Origin of the sequence: Pseudomonas sp., from assembly GCF_046581935.1 — a bacterium.
Lineage (GTDB): Bacteria > Pseudomonadota > Gammaproteobacteria > Pseudomonadales > Pseudomonadaceae > Aquipseudomonas.
In genome coordinates this window covers 177,642-195,534 of the sequence record NZ_JAYGFK010000021.1, presented here as the reverse complement: position 1 = coordinate 195,534, position 17,893 = coordinate 177,642, and the positions used below count along the sequence as shown (strand labels likewise).

General features: G+C 60.2%; 16 protein-coding genes and 1 tRNA gene. 7 read left to right on the top strand and 10 right to left on the bottom strand.

Translation table 11 applies throughout. The features are described from left to right. Window positions 1-189: 189 nt before the first annotated feature. Genes VCA57_RS19555 through VCA57_RS19545 form a run of 3 tightly spaced genes read right to left on the bottom strand, consistent with a single transcriptional unit; the run spans window position 190 to window position 2,532 of the window. Window positions 190-840 (bottom strand): response regulator transcription factor, encoded by a 651-nt coding sequence (locus VCA57_RS19555; protein ID WP_411186743.1) that lies wholly within the window; start codon window positions 838-840, stop codon window positions 190-192. Next, window positions 837-2,093: a HAMP domain-containing sensor histidine kinase gene (locus tag VCA57_RS19550; RefSeq protein WP_411186741.1), complete on the bottom strand. Its 1,257-nt coding sequence runs from the start codon at window positions 2,091-2,093 to the stop codon at window positions 837-839. Before VCA57_RS19550 ends, VCA57_RS19555 begins: the two co-directional genes overlap by 4 nt. 1 nt (window position 2,094) lies before the next feature. Next, a complete protein-coding gene (locus VCA57_RS19545) occupies window positions 2,095-2,532 on the bottom strand; it encodes a copper-binding protein (RefSeq protein ID WP_411186739.1) in 438 nt (145 codons plus the stop codon). A 180-nt stretch (window positions 2,533-2,712) separates the two neighbouring features. Here VCA57_RS19545 and VCA57_RS19540 point away from each other — a divergent pair, with 180 nt between their 5' ends. The 7 genes from VCA57_RS19540 (at window position 2,713) to VCA57_RS19510 (ending at window position 8,904) form a co-directional block, all read left to right on the top strand. Beyond that, on the top strand, window positions 2,713-3,885 hold the full coding sequence (locus tag VCA57_RS19540) for an ABC transporter substrate-binding protein (protein ID WP_411186765.1): 1,173 nt from the start codon (window positions 2,713-2,715) through the stop codon (window positions 3,883-3,885). A 155-nt stretch (window positions 3,886-4,040) separates the two neighbouring features. Next, window positions 4,041-5,006 carry a YVTN family beta-propeller repeat protein gene (locus VCA57_RS19535; protein WP_411186737.1) on the top strand — a complete coding sequence of 322 codons (966 nt, stop codon included), beginning with the start codon at window positions 4,041-4,043 and terminating at the stop codon, window positions 5,004-5,006. Further along, complete coding sequence (locus tag VCA57_RS19530; RefSeq protein ID WP_411186735.1) at window positions 5,003-5,842, top strand: ABC transporter ATP-binding protein; 840 nt, start codon at window positions 5,003-5,005, stop codon at window positions 5,840-5,842. Before VCA57_RS19535 ends, VCA57_RS19530 begins: the two co-directional genes overlap by 4 nt. Beyond that, a complete protein-coding gene (locus VCA57_RS19525) occupies window positions 5,839-6,633 on the top strand; it encodes an ABC transporter permease (protein WP_411186733.1) in 795 nt (264 codons plus the stop codon). The genes VCA57_RS19530 and VCA57_RS19525 overlap by 4 nt, the downstream gene beginning before the upstream one ends. Window positions 6,634-6,794: 161 nt before the next feature. Next, window positions 6,795-7,349 (top strand): PQQ-dependent catabolism-associated CXXCW motif protein, encoded by a 555-nt coding sequence (locus VCA57_RS19520; protein ID WP_411186731.1) that lies wholly within the window; start codon window positions 6,795-6,797, stop codon window positions 7,347-7,349. Window positions 7,350-7,402: 53 nt separating this feature from the next. After that, complete coding sequence (locus VCA57_RS19515; RefSeq protein ID WP_411186729.1) at window positions 7,403-8,068, top strand: response regulator; 666 nt, start codon at window positions 7,403-7,405, stop codon at window positions 8,066-8,068. After that, a complete protein-coding gene (locus tag VCA57_RS19510) occupies window positions 8,068-8,904 on the top strand; it encodes a DMT family transporter (RefSeq protein WP_411186727.1) in 837 nt (278 codons plus the stop codon). Before VCA57_RS19515 ends, VCA57_RS19510 begins: the two co-directional genes overlap by 1 nt. Before the next feature lie 49 nt (window positions 8,905-8,953). Here the strand turns inward: VCA57_RS19510 and nahK are convergent, their stop codons facing one another. The 7 genes from nahK to VCA57_RS19475 form a co-directional block, all read right to left on the bottom strand. Further along, entirely contained in the window at window positions 8,954-11,590 is a 2,637-nt protein-coding gene (gene nahK / locus VCA57_RS19505) for a hybrid sensor histidine kinase/response regulator NahK/ErcS' (protein WP_411186725.1), read from the bottom strand. After that, window positions 11,529-12,683 (bottom strand): nitric oxide-sensing protein NosP, encoded by a 1,155-nt coding sequence (nosP, locus tag VCA57_RS19500; protein ID WP_411186723.1) that lies wholly within the window; start codon window positions 12,681-12,683, stop codon window positions 11,529-11,531. The genes nahK and nosP overlap by 62 nt, the downstream gene beginning before the upstream one ends. A gap of 95 nt (window positions 12,684-12,778) precedes the next feature. Beyond that, window positions 12,779-13,171 carry a hypothetical protein gene (locus VCA57_RS19495; protein ID WP_411186721.1) on the bottom strand — a complete coding sequence of 131 codons (393 nt, stop codon included), beginning with the start codon at window positions 13,169-13,171 and terminating at the stop codon, window positions 12,779-12,781. Between the two features lie 170 nt (window positions 13,172-13,341). Continuing rightward, on the bottom strand, window positions 13,342-14,526 hold the full coding sequence (locus tag VCA57_RS19490) for a porin (RefSeq protein WP_411186719.1): 1,185 nt from the start codon (window positions 14,524-14,526) through the stop codon (window positions 13,342-13,344). A gap of 288 nt (window positions 14,527-14,814) precedes the next feature. After that, window positions 14,815-17,265, bottom strand: coding sequence for a pyrroloquinoline quinone biosynthesis protein PqqF (gene pqqF, locus VCA57_RS19485; RefSeq protein WP_411186763.1), 2,451 nt, complete (start codon window positions 17,263-17,265; stop codon window positions 14,815-14,817). 208 nt (window positions 17,266-17,473) lie between these two features. Continuing rightward, window positions 17,474-17,563: transfer RNA gene (locus tag VCA57_RS19480), tRNA-Ser, on the bottom strand. Window positions 17,564-17,655: 92 nt separating this feature from the next. After that, window positions 17,656-17,883 (bottom strand): hypothetical protein, encoded by a 228-nt coding sequence (locus tag VCA57_RS19475; protein ID WP_411186717.1) that lies wholly within the window; start codon window positions 17,881-17,883, stop codon window positions 17,656-17,658. Between the last annotated feature and the right edge of the window lie 10 nt (window positions 17,884-17,893).

Genomic DNA, 17,893 nt, shown 5'->3' with positions numbered 1-17,893 from the left:
GGAATAGCAGCTGCGAAGCGTTCGCAGCGGCTAAAAATACTTAAATGGGCGAGGTGTTGATCGATTTTTGGTCAATAGCCGTTTTAAAAATCAGCAAGGGCTGAAGTCGACCGGAAATACAGGGCTACTTCAGAGCATCCCTAGTAGGTAGTCGCAAGATATCGCGACGGGTTAAGCCTGCGCGATGCTTTAGGCGCTTTCCAGGCCCAGGCGAATCACCCCGGTATCAATCGCCAGATGCACCAGTTCTGCCTGGGAGCTGACCTGCAGCTTGCTCTTGAGCAGGGTCAGGTAGTTGGACACGGTTTTGCTGCTGATGCACAAGTGCTCGGCAATCTGGCGGTTGGGCATGCCTTTGGCGAGCATCACGAAAATCTCGAATTCGCGCTGGGTCATGCCGCGCAGGCGTGGGTCGCTGTTGCCCTCGCCCAATGGGTTGCAGGCCAGGTGGGTGGCCAGGCTTTGCTCGATGTAGGCATGCCCGGCCAAGGTGCGTTTAACGGCCTCGATCAGCACTTCGGGCGATGAGGTTTTGCTCAAGTAACCCAGCGCTCCGGCATCCAACGCCTGCCGCACCAGGGGTAACTCGTCGTGCATGCTGAAGAACAGCACGCGCAACTGCGGCAGGCGCTGACGCAGGCGTCGGGTTACTTCCAGGCCGCTGATGCCGGGCAGGCCGATATCCATGATGACCAGGTTGGGAATCTCCTCGTGGACCATCTGCAACGCTTGTTCACCATCGCATGCTTCTCGCACCTGTACGTCCGGCAGTAAGGCGCGCAGCAAGCTGGCATAGCCTTGGCGAACAACCGCGTGATCATCAACCAGCAGTATTTTCATGTTACCGGCTCCGGCAGTGCCAAGGTTAGGCACAAAGCCCACCCGGCTTGAGGGCGACTGGATAGGTACAGCACTGCACCCAGGCTGCGCGCGCGCTCTTGAATTGAACGCAGGCCAATGCCCGGGCGCTGCGGCAATTGCGCGCCACAACCATTGTCGCGAATAAACAGTCGCAAGCGCTGGCCCTGACAGTGCAAACGCACACGCACTTCGCTGGCCTGGGCATGCTTGGCCACATTGGTCAGCGCCTCTTGCACCAAACGGTACAGGTGCGCTTTGATCGGCAACGGCAGGCTCGGCAACTGGCGACTGAGCAGCACCCGGCACGGCACGCGCTGCGCCGTTTGCCAGTTGGCGCAGAGCAGTTGCAGCGCTGCATCCAGCTCCAAACGCTCCAGTACCACCGGATAAAGATCACGGATCAGCGCGCGAAAACCTTCCTGCAAACGCTGGCAGTTAGCATCTAAATGCTGCGCGGTAAGCCGCAATTGCTCGGGTTGCTGGGCCACCGCTTGCAGCAAGCAGGCCTGAGCGCGTATGCCGCTGAGGTATTGGCCAAGGTCGTCATGCAAGGCCTGCCCCAGCTGTGCACGCTCACGCTCTTGCAGGGCCATTAGGGCTTGGGTCAGCTCGCCATTGTCTGCCTGAACCTGCTGCAAGGTGGTGGCCATGGTATTGAAGTAGCCGGCCAGTTGCCGCGCCTCCGGCAAGCTATGCGCGGGCAACCGGGCATTGAGCTGGCCTTGAGTCACCTGTTGCAGACCGCCTAACAGCTCATCCAGCACGCGCAGGCCACGGCGCACGGCCCAGCGAATCGCCAGCAGGCTGATCAGCAGCGCCAGCAGGCAGAGCAGCAATAACTGCAACAGCGAATCCCAGACTTCGTCGATCTCATCGGTGGGGTCGACGCTAATTTGCAATTGCCTACCATCCGCCAACTGCACGATGCGCGGGGTAGACGATATGGAGAACAAGCGCTGCGCCAACCACTGTTCCGACGACAACCCTGTGGCGCTGAAAGGCGCGGACACCCACTGCACCCGCACATGCCGCAAACTGCCGGTCAAGCCGCTCTGCAGGCTGGCCGGATCGCGCTGCGCTGCTTCGTACAGGTACTCAACCACGGCTTCGGCAGCCTGCACTTCACGCTGCACATCGTCGCGGGCCTGACGCAGCAACAGCAGCAGGCCAAGCAGCGTGACCAGGGCAAAAAACAGCGTCACCAGCAGGTAAGTGCGCCACAGAACAGACATGTCACTTGACCACGAAGTAACCAAGCATGCCCTTGCCTTCCAGGCCCTTGGCATAGAAGCGGAATTTGCCCGGTTTGATCGGCACGAAGAACACCTCCGCCTCACCGGCATCCTCAAATTCCAGCTCGGTCAGCGTCACGGCTTTGACCTCTACACCGCCGGCTTCCACCTTGCGCAGATAAATAGCGGTGGCGAACTCCGGGGCCTGAAACGCGTACTCCTTCTGCCCGCTGGCAATGATCTTCAGTTGGTAGGCCTTACCCGTTTCCAGCTGGTATTCCATTTGCGACATGCTGTAGTCGCTGGCCTCGTTACCCAGAACCAGATCGGGCAGCGCTTGAGTCCGCCGGGTCAGGTCGCCAGCGGCGTAGATATTGTCAAAGCCGAGCAGGCCGCTGAGCAGAATAAGCGTCAGAACAAGTGTTTTGATCGTGGTCATAACGGGCACCTTTTCTTGTTTTAATCGATGAGCCCATCGTAAAACCCAGGCGCGGCAACTGACTTACTACCTTGGTACAGGCGTACTGGTACTTTGGGCATATTTCCCGCACGCCGGGCTGTTCCTATGCTGGCAGCACCTATTCAGGAGTTGCCCATGCACCGGATCAGCCAATCGCTCATGCTCTGCGCCGCAGCCTTGTGCAGCCTGGCCATGCCTTGCCTGGCTGAGCAACCCCGCGCCGCACTGCAGGTGCACATCGCCTATCTGGGCTACACCCCCGAGACCGGCCCGCTGCTCTCCAACGTGATCCCCGAGCCGCAGGATGCCGGCCGCCGTGGCGCTGAGCTGGCGATTATCGACAGCAACAGCACCGGGCGTTTTCTCCAGCACAGCTACCAGTTGGACGTGGCCGAACGCAGCGACAGTGACAGCCTGCTGGCCGCCGCGCGCGCGCTGCATACTCAGGGCGTGCGCCTGTTTGTGGTCAACGCGCCCGTCGCCACCCTGCGCCAGCTCAGCCAGGCCTTGCCCGACAGTTTGCTGTTTAACGCGGGCAGCGCCGACGACAGCCTGCGGCAAAGCCAGTGCCTGAATAATGTGCTGCACACCCTGCCCAGCCGCGCCATGCTAGCCGATGCCTTGGCGCAGTTTTTGGTTGTGCGCAAATGGACGCGCGCCCTGCTGATCAGCGGCCCGACGGCGGACGATCAAGCCTATGCCGCAGCACTCAAGCGTGCGGCCAAGCGTTTTGGCCTGCGCATCGTCGCGGAAAAAAGCTGGAGCTTCGACAACGACCAGCGTCGCAGCGCCCAAGCCGAGATGCCGCTGTTCACCCAAACAACCGAATACGACGTGGTGTTGGTGGCCGATGAGCGCGGTGACTTCGGCGAATACCTGCCCTACCAAACCTGGTACCCGCGCCCCGTTGCCGGCACCCAAGGGCTAACCCCGACCGCGTGGCACAAGACGGTGGAAACCTACGGTGCAGCGCAGTTGCAGAAGCGTTTTGAAGCCTTTGCCCAGCGCTGGATGAACGACCGCGACTTCGCCGCCTGGATCGCCGTGCGCAGCATCGCCAGTGCCGTTACCAAGCTGCGTCAGAACGATGTCCAGGCCATTCGCACCCTGGCCCTGAGTGAGCAACTGCCAATCGACGGGTTCAAGGGCCGCAAGCTGAGCTTTCGCAGCTGGAACGGCCAACTGCGCCAACCAATCCCGCTGGTGCAACCGCGCGCATTGGTCAGCACCTCGCCGCAGGAAGGCTTTCTCCATCCCAACAATGAAATGGACAGCCTCGGCTACGACCGCCCGGAGGTGAGCTGTGATCTGGCCGGCATGACCCATGGATAGCTCTTGTGGGAGGGGCTTTAGCCGCGACAGGAGCCGCTACGAGTGCAGGGATGCAAGAGATAGAGCGAAGCAGGATGCCCGAGCCGAAAGCCCTCCCACCAAAGCAAGCACTCAGCCGACGGCTATAAAACCATTACAACAAGAGGATTAACCCCATGCGTCTTACTCGCCTTGCCTGCGCCATCGCCGTTAGCCTCAGTTGCCACAGCGCCCTGGCGGCCACGGCTTATGTGTCCAACGAGAAGGACGACAGCATCAGCGTGATCGACCTGGACAGCATGCAGGTCACCGCCACCCTGGAGGTTGGTCAGCGGCCGCGCGGCTTGCTGCTCTCCAGTGACAACAAGCTGCTGTACATCTGCGCCAGCGACTCCGACCGCGTACAGGTGATGGACCTGGCCAGCCAGAAAATCATCAAGGAGCTGCCCTCCGGTGCCGACCCTGAGCAATTCGCCCTGCATCCTAACGACCGCTGGCTGTACATCTCCAACGAGGACGATGCCCTGGTCACGGTGGTCGACACCCAGAGCAGCGAAGTGCTGGCGCAAATCGATGTGGGCGTTGAGCCCGAAGGCATGGCGGTTAGCCCGGATGGCAAGTGGGCGGTAAATACCAGCGAAACCACCAACATGCTGCACTGGATCGACACCAGCACCCAGCAACTGGTGGACAACACCCTGGTCGACCAGCGCCCCCGGCATGTCGAGTTCGACAAGGACGGCAAACGCCTGTGGGCCTCGGCCGAGATCGGCGGCACGGTCAGCGTGATTGATGTGGCCAGTAGGCAGATCGAAAAGGTCCTGACCTTCCAAATCAAAGGCGTCCACCCGGACAAAGTGCAGCCGGTCGGCGTCAGGCTGAGTGACGATGGCAAGTACGCCTTTATTGCCCTCGGCCCGGCTAACCATGTGGCGGTGGTCGACGCCAAGAGTTATGCAATCCTCGATTACCTGCTGGTTGGCCGCCGCGTTTGGCACCTGGCCTTTACCCCGGACCAGAAGCAACTGCTGACCACCAACGGCGTCAGCGGCGATGTTTCGGTGATTGATGTCGACTCGCTCAAGGTCAGCAAGTCGATCAAGGTCGGCCGCTACCCTTGGGGCGTGGTCGTCACGCCATGAGCGCGCTTCAGGTACAGGGCGTGAGTTTCGCCTACGGCCAACGCCACGCCCTGCAGGACGTTGGTTTCAGCGTGACAGAGGGGAGTTTTAGCGCGTTGTTGGGGCCCAATGGCGCGGGTAAATCCACCCTGATCGCCCTGCTCACCCGGCTCTACGACCTGCAACAGGGTGATATCCACATCTTCGGCCACAGCCTGCGCAGCGCCCCACGTCAGGCGCTGCGGCAACTGGGGGTGGTGTTTCAACAGAGCACTCTGGATCTCGACCTGTCGGTGCAGCAGAACCTCGCCTATCACGCGGCCCTGCATGGTTTGAGCAAGCGCGAGGCACTGGCGCGTATCGACGAAGAACTGGCGCGTCAGCAACTCGACGAACGTCGCCACGAGAAAGTGCGTTCGCTAAATGGCGGTCACCGGCGCCGGGTGGAAATTGCCCGCGCCCTGCTGCATCGCCCGCGCCTGCTGTTGCTCGATGAAGCCAGCGCCGGCCTTGACCCAGCCAGCCGCCTGGCACTGAACCGCCATGTGCGTCAGCTATGCCATGAGCATGCGCTCGCGGTGCTGTGGACCACGCATTTGCTCGATGAAGTCGAGCACCACGACGAGCTGCTGATCCTCAACCGTAGCCGCCTGGTCGCCCAAGGCAGCGTGGCGCAAATCAGCAGCGCTGACGCCGACCTGGCCGCCGCCTTCGCCCGCCTGACTGGCGACGCCGAGCAAGGCCATACCAGCGGGAGGAGCTTTAGCCGCGACACTGGCAATACCGAGGCATCCACAGCGGAAACCAATCGCCGTCCAGTCAAGTCCAGCATGCTCAAGCAGGAGCCACACCCATGAACGCCTACTGGTATTGCCTGCAAGGCATTGTGCAGCGCGAGTGGTTACGCTTTGTCCTGCAGCGCAGCCGCTTCTTCAGCGCACTGGTGCGGCCGCTGCTGTGGCTGCTGGTGTTCGCCGCCGGTTTTCGCGCCGCGCTGGGCATCGCCATCATTGAGCCATACGACACCTACATCACTTACGAAACCTACATCGTGCCGGGGCTGGCCTGCATGATTTTGCTGTTCAACGGCATGCAAGGCTCGCTGTCGATGGTCTACGACCGGGAAATGGGCAGCATGCGCATCCTACTGACCAGCCCCCTGCCCCGCGCCTTTCTGCTGGCCGCCAAGCTGCTGGCCATCGCCCTGATCTCGCTGCTGCAGGTGTATGCCTTTCTCGCCATTGCCTGGCTCTACGGCGTGCAACCGCCTGCCTGGGGATTGCTCAGCGCGCTGCCGGCGCTGCTGCTGGTGGCGCTCATGCTCAGCGCACTGGGTTTGCTGCTGTCCAATGGCATTCGCCAGTTGGAGAACTTCGCTGGGGTGATGAATTTCGTCATCTTCCCGTTGTTCTTCCTCTCGTCGGCGCTCTACCCGCTATGGAAGATGCGCGAAGCCAGCGAATGGCTGTACTGGCTGTGCGCCCTCAACCCCTTCAGCCATGCCGTGGAGCTGGTCCGTTTCGCCCTCTACCAACGGCTTAGCCCGTTGGCGCTGGCGGTATGCCTGGGCCTGACGCTGCTGTTTGCCGTACTCGCGGTACTGACCTTTAACCCGCAGCACGCGGCGCTGCGCAAAGGCAATGCTTAGGCTCTGTTGCCGTTTCACTCGCGGTCACGCCGGAGCCACCAGCACAATCAGCCGGCAAACAGATCTACTACTTTGGTACTGGTTTCCCTCTCCAACGTAGAATTCCCAAAGCATCGCCATTGCCCTGTAATAGACCGATAAAAAGAACCGAGAACAAGGCGATGAAACGATGTCTGGCGCTGCCCAAGCTGCTTATGCTGACCACCCACCTATTGCTGGCCAGCGTTGCACTGGCCGACACTCCGCTGTTTTCTGCCGATGGCTACCGCATCAGCCTGTACCGCAGCCCCACACCGCTCACCCATGACGATGCCCGCGCCCTGGATACCGCCGCGCTGCAACAGCTGTTGCGTGAGCAACCGAGCACGCGCCTGATCGATGTTTACCGGCGGCAATGGCTGCATGGTCAGTTCATCGAGGAGGAGCCGCACGCCAACCTGCCAGGCAGCTTGTGGCTGGCCAACACCGGCGATGGACAGTTGGATGAGCAATGGCAGGCCTACTTTCGCCAGTATCTCGTTCAGGCCAGTAATGCCAACAAAGCCTGGCCATTGGTATTCTATTGCCGCTCAGACTGCTGGCTGGGCTGGAATGCGGTAAAACGTGCCCATCATCTGGGTTACAGCAACCTCTACTGGTACCGTGACGGCATCGATGCCTGGCAACAAGCCGGCCTGCCCCTGATACCGGCCCACCCTATGCCCTTGCTGCGTTAACCAACGTCACGGCTGCAACCCCACCATAATCAAAACAATGAGGTGATAAGGCCATGTACAAAATTCTAATTGCCGATGACCACCCGCTGTTTCGCGAAGCCATCCATAACGTCATCAGTGATGGCTTCCCCGGCAGTAGCATCATGGAAACTGCCGACCTCGACAGCGCCCTGGAACTGACCAAGGCGCACGATGACCTCGACCTGATCCTGCTCGACCTGAATATGCCCGGCATGCACGGCCTCAATGGCCTGATCAACCTGCGTAACGAAGCGCCGACTATTCCGGTGGTGATCGTCTCCGCCGAGCAAGACAAGCAGATCGTCCTGCAAGCCATTACCTACGGGGCGGTGGGTTTTATTACCAAATCATCGCCACGGGCGCAGATGACCGATGCCATCCAGCAGATCCTCAACGGCAACGTTTACCTGCCACCGGACATCATCCGCACGCAAAAAAACAGCACGCATCGCAGCCATAGCGATCACCACAACTTCCCGCCGGAACTGCTGCAGGCGCTAACCCGCAAACAGTTGCTGGTGCTCGAACGCATGACCAAGGGCGAGTCCAATAAACAGATCGCCTACAGCTTGGATATCGCCGAAACCACGGTGAAGGCCCATGTTTCGGCGATCCTGCGCAAGCTCAACGTGCATAACCGGGTGCAGGCGATTCTCTCTGCAGGGGATATCGACTTCGCCGCGTACCTGCGCCGCTGATGTTGCGCACAATCCTCCTGACCGGATTGGCCATGCTGGCCTTTGCCGGCAATTCCTTACTGTGCCGCGCCGCCCTGGCTGGCACGACCATTGATGCCGGTAGCTTTACCGCCCTGCGTCTGCTGTCTGGCGCGCTGGTGCTTGGCCTGCTGGTGTGGCTGCGCCAGCGCGGGCGGCTAGGCGGCGATTGGTATTCGGCCCTGGCGTTATTCGGCTACGCAGCGGCGTTCTCTTTCGCCTACCTGCAACTGGATGCCGGTAGCGGTGCTCTTCTGCTGTTTGGCGCGGTGCAGGCTGGCATGCTCGGCTACGGTTGGTGGCGCGGCGAACGCCTGGCTGGCGTGCAACAGCTAGGCCTGGCCAGCGCTATTGGCGGTCTGTTGATTCTGCTGTTACCCCTTGCCAGCGCACCGGCGGCCGGCTCAGCCTTACTGATGCTGCTGGCCGGAGCTTGCTGGGCGGTCTACTCACTGCGTGGGCGCAAAACCCAAGACCCGCTGGCGGCCACCGCTGGTAACTTCTTGCGCAGCCTGGTGGCGCTCATACCGCTGTTGCTGGTGTTTCGTCAGCAATTGCAATGGGACAGCCTCGGCGCGTTTTACGCCGTGCTGTCCGGCGCGCTGGCCTCGGGTATCGGTTATGCCGTCTGGTACGCCGCACTGCCGCACCTGCGCGCCCTACAAGCTGCCAGCGTTCAACTGAGCGTACCGATCATCGCCGCACTCGCCGGCAGCCTGCTCCTTGGCGAAGCCCTTACCCCGCGCCTGCTGCTTGCCACCCTGGCCGTAGTCGGCGGTATTGCTTTGGTACTCCTGAGCAAAGCACGGGCTATCTAACGCATCGATAAATAACTAAAGCGCCGTCAGCCGCAATGACGGCGGCGCTTTATCCGCGTTGCGAGAGTAAATGGCTGAGGCTGGTTTTCAGCTTCATTGGCTTCACCGGTTTGTGCATCAGGGTGTGGCCCAGGTCGCGCATCTGTTGCTTTAACTCGTTGCTGTAGTTGGCGGTGATCATCAGCGCCGGCAAGGGTGAGCTGCGCCGGGCATTGATGCGCGCGACGGCATCCACGCCATTACGCTCATCATCGAGGTGGTAGTCGGCGATCAGCAGGTCCGCATCGTCATGAAAGTTGTCGACCTGGCGCGCGAGATCTTCCTCAGACAACGCCGTGACCACCTCGCAGCCCCAGGCTTCCAGCAGCGTACGCATGCCGGCACAGATAGCGGCATCGTTATCCAGCACCCAAATACGCGAACCACTGAGGCGCTCCAGCAAAAGATTGGAGGTGTTCTGCACCAGCCGCGCACGCGGAGCCAGGCTGGTCAGCGGCACCTCGATGGCGAACATCGAGCCCTTACCCTGGCGCGATGCCACGCGGATGCGATGGCCGAGCATGCCGGCAATTTTTTCGACGATGGCCAGGCCAAGGCCCAGCCCTCGGTCCTGCTTGCGGTGGCTGACATCACCACGCTTAAACTCCTGAAAAATCTCCTCAAGCTTGTCCTCGGCAATGCCAATGCCGGTGTCCCACACCTCAATCGACAAGCTTTGCCGACGCCGCCGGCAGCCCAGCAACACGCGCCCGCTGGAGGTATACCGAATGGCGTTACTCAGCAGGTTGCGCAGAATCCGCGCCAGCAGCTGGACATCACTGCGGACCACGGCCGAGCTGGGTACAAAGTCCAGCTGCAGCCCTTCGCTACCGGCGATCTGGTGATATTCCGCCGCCAGGTTCTCCAGCAGCTCACTGACCGCAAAGGGCGCGATGTCCGGCTTGATCACCCCGGCATCGAGCTTGGAAATATCCACCAGGGTGCCGAGCAAACTTTCCACGTCTTCCAGCGAATTGCTGACATTGCGCACCAGGGCAGCGCTGTCAGCCAGGTCGCGTTTTTCCATCAGAGCGCTGGTAAACAGCCGCGCCGCATTGAGCGGCTGCAGCAAGTCATGACTGACGGCGGCGAGAAACTTGGTTTTCGACAGGTTGGCCTGCTCGGCCTCGCCTTTGGCTTCGCGCAGGCGCGCCTCCATTTGCGTGCGCTCGTCAATCTCGCGGCGCAGTTGGCTGTTCAAGTCCGTCAGCTCGGCGGTGCGTTCACGTACACGTTGCTCGAGGTGTTGATAGGCCTGGTGCAACGCCTCGGCGGTGCGTCGCCGTTCGGTGATATCGCGAATCAGCACGAAGATGCCGACCACCTCACCGCTGGCCAGGCGATTGGGCACATAGGAGCGCAGCATGTAACGTTCCTGGCCGTTGTGATTGGTTTCCGCGAACTCGAACGTCACGCTTTCGCCGGACAACGCCCGCTCGATAAAGGGTTCTAGACGCCGGCAGTGCTCATCACTGTGCACCACCCGCAGGCTCTGCCCGAGCATTGCGCCACGCGGCCAGCAGTACCATTCCTCGTAAACCTTGTTGGTGAACTGATAGGTCAGGTCGGCCGTCAGGTAGGCAATCAGTGCCGGTACGTGGTCGGTGATCAAACGAATCCAGCGCTCGCTCTCACTCAGCGCCTCAGCGTGGCGATGGCGCTCGGTAATGTCGGTAAAAGTGTTGACGAAACCACCGGTCGGCAGCGGATGGGTGCGTACCTCAAGCATGCGTCCGTCGAACAGGCACAGCTCCATTTCCTCGATCAGGCGGCCATTGGCATCGCGACTGGCCGGCGTCAGCAGTTCCAGTTCACTGTCTGCCATGACCTCGGCAAACGGCCGGTGGGCATTGATCGGCGCCAGGCCGCAAAGATCGAGAAAACGGTGATTCCATAACTCCAGCTGGCCATCGGCATTGACCATGGCCATGCCTTGGGAAAGGTTGTCCATGGCCCGCTGCAACAGCCGCGACTTCTGCGCCAACGCCTGTTCGCGGCGCATGGTTTCGTTGAGTTTGACCTCGGTGATATCGGTGTAGAGGATCACCAGCCCGCCCTCGCGGGTTGGCCGCTCGCTGACCTGCACCCAGCGTCCGTCCTGCAGGCGATAGAGCATATTGCCGTCATGGCTGCTGCGTTGTTCTTCCACCACCAGACCGGTGCTTTTGCTCAGGCGTTTGATCTCGGCCAAGCGCGTACCGGCTGCGATGCGCGCCCGGCTGCCGGCCCAAAAAGATTTGAAGCGGCTGTTGAACAGCACGATGCGCTGCTCACGATCGAACAGCACAAAGGCATCGGAAATGCTCTCGATCGCATCGATCAAATGCTGGTGCGCGGTTTCTGCACGCAGGCGTGCATCGCTGAGTAACTGGTTGCTGGATTTCAGCTCGGCCATCGCCTGATTCAGCGCATCGGTGCGCTCACGCACTTGCTCGGCCAGCACCACCGAATGCTGGAACGCGGCGTAGGCGTCATCACCGCGCGAATGCACCGACTCGACTCGCTCGATCAACGCGCTGTTGATCTGCCGAAGTTTGGCGTTCTGCCGTTCCAGCTCAAGGCAGCGCGTTTGCAGCTCGATCACCTCAGACGCGACCGGGACGGCCAATGGCGACTCCGGTGAAGGTCTGGTTGATATGCATGCCATTGAGCTGCTCTCCGTAGGTATTGAAGCCAATTACGTTCTGGCTACGCAGAAAGGCCGACACCGGCTCGACACCACCCTGCCCTTCGATTTCCAGGCGGCGCAAAAAGCAGTCACAGCCGATGGTCAGCAACAGCGGCCCAAGCCGCTCGCGCAGACCGTCAAAAACGCCCTGCAAATCCGGCAGCAAGGGGCCGGGTTGCATCGATGTGAGCACAATCCCGTTCTCCACCGCGCAGTAAAACGTCAGGCTGAGGTCATCATTAACTCGTTGAATCGAGCGCACGTAGTACTGCCCACCAATGCGCACGGCCAGTGGGTGGGCAGCAAATAAACGGTGATCAAGAGCGGCCAGCGGCACGCCAATCAGCTCGGCATACTCCAGCGCCGCCGGTGCAGCATTAAGCTCATACACCCGGCGACTGGTGCTGTCGGCGCGGGTCACCACCAGCTTGTCGGTGCGTGGCAGGATGTGGTGGGTGCTGAACACCTCGAAGTCCAGCCAGGTATTGAACAACACCACCACCGCGCCACCGGTATGGAACTCGCCGTTGTAGTACACGTGGGTATGGGTCAGGTGATTATCATCACCGGCTGAGCCGCCGAAGTGTGGAATGCTGCCAAAAGCGGCACTCAAGGCACCGAGCACCACCTCCTCACGGCTAGACAGGCCATCCAGCAGGGTCAGGGCAAAACTGTGGCCCTTGATGGTGGCCAGCTCGTTGTTGCGGCAATCACTGACCAACCGCTCGACCAGCTGTTGTGCATCAATCAGGCTAAAGCGCTCCATTTCGTCTATCAGAGCGCTGGCAATCGAGAAACTGCGGTGATCAAAGCCAATGGCGCTGACGCAGCCACGGTCATAACCCTGCGCGGTGATTTCACCGGCGCTGGTACAGCCCACCAGGTTGATGCCGCCGAAATACTGCTCCAGCGACTCGCCCAGGCCTTGCAAGTCATATTCGGCAGAGCAAAAGAACAACACAAAGCCAAGGTGCGGATGAATCAGTTGGCGGGCCAGTTCCTGGGCCACCAGCTCGACATCCGTGGCGTTAGAGGTGGCAGTTAGCACACCTTCGGTAAGCGTATGCGGCATAGCGGCCCCCAATGCAAAACACTTTAATTCATGGGGGTATTCTACGAAGCTACCCCGCCACGCCCCATGCCACTTGAGTAGCGCAGGACTCATCCCTAAGTAGCGGGCCAGAACAGCAGCGTTAGCAGCAACAGGCCGATATAGAAGCCAATCTCTAAGGTTTCACTGAGCGGCTGAATACGCCGCAGAGCACCATAGACGTGGACGATGATCATCATCACGGCAACGGCCACAAGCATCTCAAAGACCACGTGAATGGCCTCGCCGGTCAAGGCGGCGCGCAGCATCATGGCTTCAAGAATCAGAATAAAGGCCCCCAGACAGCGCCCGAAGTACACCGCCAGGTCCCGATGCGTAGGAATCGTCCAGCCCATCAAGCGGGCCCAAACCAGCGGCATACAGAAGATCGGCAAGGCAAATACTAGGGTAGTGAGTAGCGCCAGAAGCAGCAGGTAGTACGGGGCATGCAGACTCCAAAGACCCAGCATGAAGTCCTCCTTGATTTCAGGTTGTGAGGGGTTATAGGCAGCGCATCAGCACAAAAGGCAGCGCGAGTAATACGCTGCTGCAAGGCAGCAGAATCAGCAGTGCATCCAGGGGCATGGCGACCTCCAGGCGAGAGCCGGGCAGATCATTCTGCCCGGCCGGTGCGGTGTGCTTACCAGCTGAGTACGGCACCCACGGCAAAGGTGTCGGTGTCTTCACCCAGACCGCTGCCTTGGGCGGCATCGATCTGGTACTGGTTGTACTCGGCGACCAACTTGAGGTTGTCGTTAATGGTGCGGAAGTAGGCGACACCGCGCGTCTCGTAATCAGCGGCAGTGCCCAGGCCGTTGCCGTCATCTTCGGTTTTGCCGTAGGACAGCGCGACCCGGTTTTTGCCGAAGGTGTAGGAGCCTTGCAGCAGGTAACCATCGCTGTCGATCTCACGCAGCGTGGCCTCACCGGCGTTGTTGGTGAAAAACGGGTTGATGCCCTCCGCCTGGAAGCCCGAGGCGGTCACCGAGAAACCGGCCATCTTCGCCTGTACGCCATAGCCCAGGCCTTGGGAGGTCACGGTATCGACTGTGCTATCGGTGTTTTCTGAGGTTTGGTAGGCACCGTTGATCCACGAATAGATGGTCGCGCCGCCCAAATCGAACTGGTAGCTAACCTCCGACTCGAAGCGCGGCTCTTCCTGGTAGGCCTTGCCCACAGCACTGTCATCGTTGGTGTCCACCGGGTCCATGATGCCCACTGCAACGCGCAAGCCTTCAGCCAGGTTGTTGTTGCGGTAGGTAATCTGCGAGGTCGGGAACGGATATGGGTAGCCCGTGCCGATATTGCCGAACGATACGCCCGTACCATCGACCAGTCCCAGGGTGTCGCTGACGTTGCCATAGCCGGCCAGCAATTCATCAAGGAAGATGTTCGAGCGCGAAAACAGGCCGAAGTCCTTACCGATCAGCACTTCGCCCCACTCTGGCGACGCTACGGTGCCGTAGAACTGGCGCACGTCGATGGCGGTGTCGGTGCCATTGGTTTCGCTGTCATTGATGGTGACCCAGAAGGACGAGCGCCCACCGAGTTGCAGGCCATCAATCTTCTTGGCGAAGTTAAAGCCAATCCAGTTCGGCAGAAAGCCCATCTTCACCCGCGCCTGGCGACGGTCGTACTGCTCGCCTTCGCGGTCGACATCGCTATTCACATAAAAGGCGTTGATATAACCATCGGTGGAAAAGCTGGTGTCGTCCTTGTCGTACAGGACAATCTCGGCAGCAGCCTGTTGCGCGGTTACCAAGGCAACGGCAGCAGCCAGGGTCAGGGGCAGAAATCGGGTGTTGGCGATCTTGTTGTTGTGCATAACACTCTCCGCTGAATGAGACGACCGGCAACGGTCAGTCGGGTCGGAGGCGATTATCGAAAAGCCCTGGCAATAGCCATACGCTGCCATAGCGCTGCTTAGCTGCTGCTTTGGAGCGTGCTGTAGGCCGCGTTACAACGGCTTACGACCGACTATCCCAAAGGTCTTAGCCGCAAGGATGTCCACCCAAGGTCGTAGAAGGATTAGGCACGCCAACAGGCCTGCCTTAGCAGGCGAACGCTGCCAAACAGGAGCTAGCAGGAAATACACAGAAGTAAACGCGCGCGCCTAAGGGCAGTTACTGCATGCTTCGTTGCTCAACACATACCAGCCGCCAGCGGCCTGATTCAGAGCCTGCTGGGCCTGGCGCAGGGCATCCAGGGGCAATTGCTGCAACGCCTGTTGCACGGCCTCAGCATGCGCCTCTGGCAACCCAGCCAAATGCGCCTGCCAGTGTTGCTCGGCCAAGCCCTCGCTGCTGCGCGCCTGCAGCTGCCACTGGCTGCACAAGGCCTCGACCGTGTGCCCCAGCGCGACAGTATCCAGCTCACCCAACCAGGCACTGCGGGCTTCTAGAAAAGCGCGAATATGCTCAACAATCACCGCGCTATTGCAGCTCGGTGACTGCACGCCAAACAACAAACCGCGTCGCCCCTGGATCTGCCGATAAGCGCAGAACACCGCATAGCCCAACTGCAATTCACTGCGCAGACGCTGGTAGAACGCCCCTTGATGCAACTGCCCGAGCACACGCCAGCAAGCCTCGGTCGACGCGGCGTTGTCGGGCTGTGGGCAGAACAGCAGCAGCGCCGACTCCCCTGGGGCTGCCAATGTCCGCCAGTGCTGCCCAGACGTCACGCTGGCCACAGCGGCTGATGGCTGCAACGGCCTTAACGAGTCAAACAGCGCCTCGATGTGCGTTTGCCCGCACTCATCCAGCCCCACACCCAGCGCCTCGACACGGACCTGACAATAACGCTGTTGCAGCGTCAGGCTATCGAGCTGGCATGTACCCATAGGTTGTGACTGAAACAACTCGCCACTGTTGGCTAATAACTGGCGAATTGGCATGGGCTGCCGCTCGTTCGTCACGCCGGCCGCGACTGTGCGCCAGTGCGCCGCATCAGGTTGTAGCAAGGCCGGAACCAGCAACGCTATCGCGCGTGGCAGCAGGCTGGCGCTGCCTTGCAGCCGCAAATGCAGACTGGCGGTCTCGGCATCCAGGCTCAGGCTAATGCCCAGCTGGGCCATATGCTGGCGAACTTCACCCAGGCTTAGCTCCGCCAGCCTAAGCAGTAACGCCGCGCCTATTGCCTCGACGAAACAACAGCGGGCGTGCCACACAGCAATCGGGTTCGCCTGAGTAACCTCAAGCTTGGGTGCCGGCAACCAAAGCAGATCAGCCGGAACCGCAAGCCTCGCGGCCAACGCCGGCGTTTGAGCAAGCAAAGGATTGGCCCCCGGTAACTGCCAACAGCCGCGCAGCGCCGGCAAAACCAATGCCGGCGCACACGTCATGCGCAAGGCAAACCCAACACCGGGCCAGTCTGCTAGCTCGCCGTCAACAACCGTCAGCACACAACGCCGTAGTGGCGCCTGCATCTGCCGCAACAACGTATTGATGGCCTCAGCATCACCCGGCTCGGGCGATTGCCAAGCGCGCACTAAAGCCAGAGGCGTCATGCCCTGCAGACGATATTGCTGAGCCTGCTGATAGCTATCGAGCCACGCAGCCGGGCTGGCATGAGCACTGACAAAAGCCAGCCAATCAATTAGCAACGCCACGACCTGCGCCGGTTCAGCCACGCCACGCACACTCAATAACAAGAGGGCCTGGCCCGCATAACAATATTGCAGCTGCACCTGTAGCGCTTCGCCCAAACCGCGCTCACGCAAGCCCGCCCTTAGCCCGCCTGGGCGCTCATCCAGCAGCCAGCTTTGCAACCAGGCCAGGGCTCTATCCGCTGACGCCTCCGGTAACTCCAGGGCAAAGCCAAGGTGCAAACTGCCCAACTCGCCAGGCAGGTTTAAACGCAGGTGCCCGCTACGCAGCGGCAACATCGGCGCAGGTAACTCACGTAGCGTTGCACCACCGGCAGGCAAAACCCGCCCGTGGCGTTGGGCCAACGCATAAAGGTGCTCAACCGACTGCGGTGCAACGATGCTCAGTTGGCAATTGCCGGCGTGATAGAAGGCCTGATGAAAAGCTCGCAGCGCCTCTTGGAACGCGGGCTCCTCCACCGGCAGCGTGTCGCGATTGCCAGCATGGAACACAGCACAGCGATGCCCTTCAGCCAGCGCATGGCCCAGCGCCACGCCAAGCAAGGTATTGGCATCCTGACTACGGGCAAGAAACTCGGCGTGTAGCACTTCACGCTCGCGAACCTGCTCAACCTCATCCAACGTCGGTCGGGCCAGCATATCCAGCAGCCGCGCCAGTGCACCGTCCAGATAATCGGCAGGCACCTCACAGAAATACTCGGTGTAACGCGCCTGCGTGGTCGCATTCACCTGCCCGGCACAGGCCTGCACAAACGGCATCAAGCGCTGCTCGCCGGCAAATCCGGCACTGCCAAGAAACAGCAGATGCTCAAGAAAATGCGCTAACCCCGGGTACTCCAGCGGCTCATCATGGCTACCGGCATTTACCCGCAAACAAAGCCCTGCATGGCTTCGCCAAGGCTGACTAAACAGCATGACAGGCAAACCGCTCTGCAACCGTCGGCGCACCGGTTCCATACTCTGACTAGCGGAACAATCAGGCAGATCGGACATAACGACCAAGCTGTGAGCAAAGGAGAAGCCACCAGCATCAGCCGCATAAAGCAGCCACACAATTGTTCTTTGGGTGTAATGAGGTTTCCGACACTTTATCGACACCAGCAAAATCCAGAAAGCAAAAATCCCCGAAAACTTGTTAGTTATCAGGGTCTTAGCTGAATCTATATGGCGGTGAAGGAGAGATTCGAACTCTCGATACGATTTCTCGTATACACACTTTCCAGGCGTGCTCCTTAAGCCACTCGGACACTTCACCGGGGCTCGACGGTCATTGCTGTATGTCGAGGCGCGCTAATCTAGCCGAAGACCTTGCCAAAGGCAAAATGTTTTTTCAAAAAATTCATGCGCTTATGCCAAGTACTCGGTCTTGGCCGAGGTGCTGCTGGCGTTTTTCTCGAAGCGCTCATCTCCAAACAGGATAAAGCCCACGGCTATAAACAGGCTGAACGCAAACAACCCCAGCACACCCTCTGGGCTTTGGCTGTGCGGCTTACTGGCGAGCCACAGCAGGCCAGCCAGCAGTAACGCGACCAGTGCGGCGCGCCATAAAGTGGTCAGCCGGGTTAAGCGATGCATGCCGATGCCC

Coding starts and splice junctions, on each gene's coding strand:
- VCA57_RS19555 (WP_411186743.1), bottom strand. CDS start 840: ATGAAAATACTGCTGGTTGATGATCACGCGGTTGTTCGCCAAGGCTAT.
- VCA57_RS19550 (WP_411186741.1), bottom strand. CDS start 2,093: ATGTCTGTTCTGTGGCGCACTTACCTGCTGGTGACGCTGTTTTTTGCC.
- VCA57_RS19545 (WP_411186739.1), bottom strand. CDS start 2,532: ATGACCACGATCAAAACACTTGTTCTGACGCTTATTCTGCTCAGCGGC.
- VCA57_RS19540 (WP_411186765.1), top strand. CDS start 2,713: ATGCTCTGCGCCGCAGCCTTGTGCAGCCTGGCCATGCCTTGCCTGGCT.
- VCA57_RS19535 (WP_411186737.1), top strand. CDS start 4,041: ATGCGTCTTACTCGCCTTGCCTGCGCCATCGCCGTTAGCCTCAGTTGC.
- VCA57_RS19530 (WP_411186735.1), top strand. CDS start 5,003: ATGAGCGCGCTTCAGGTACAGGGCGTGAGTTTCGCCTACGGCCAACGC.
- VCA57_RS19525 (WP_411186733.1), top strand. CDS start 5,839: ATGAACGCCTACTGGTATTGCCTGCAAGGCATTGTGCAGCGCGAGTGG.
- VCA57_RS19520 (WP_411186731.1), top strand. CDS start 6,795: ATGAAACGATGTCTGGCGCTGCCCAAGCTGCTTATGCTGACCACCCAC.
- VCA57_RS19515 (WP_411186729.1), top strand. CDS start 7,403: ATGTACAAAATTCTAATTGCCGATGACCACCCGCTGTTTCGCGAAGCC.
- VCA57_RS19510 (WP_411186727.1), top strand. CDS start 8,068: ATGTTGCGCACAATCCTCCTGACCGGATTGGCCATGCTGGCCTTTGCC.
- nahK (WP_411186725.1), bottom strand. CDS start 11,590: ATGGCATGCATATCAACCAGACCTTCACCGGAGTCGCCATTGGCCGTC.
- nosP (WP_411186723.1), bottom strand. CDS start 12,683: ATGCCGCATACGCTTACCGAAGGTGTGCTAACTGCCACCTCTAACGCC.
- VCA57_RS19495 (WP_411186721.1), bottom strand. CDS start 13,171: ATGCTGGGTCTTTGGAGTCTGCATGCCCCGTACTACCTGCTGCTTCTG.
- VCA57_RS19490 (WP_411186719.1), bottom strand. CDS start 14,526: ATGCACAACAACAAGATCGCCAACACCCGATTTCTGCCCCTGACCCTG.
- pqqF (WP_411186763.1), bottom strand. CDS start 17,265: ATGGAACCGGTGCGCCGACGGTTGCAGAGCGGTTTGCCTGTCATGCTG.
- VCA57_RS19475 (WP_411186717.1), bottom strand. CDS start 17,883: ATGCATCGCTTAACCCGGCTGACCACTTTATGGCGCGCCGCACTGGTC.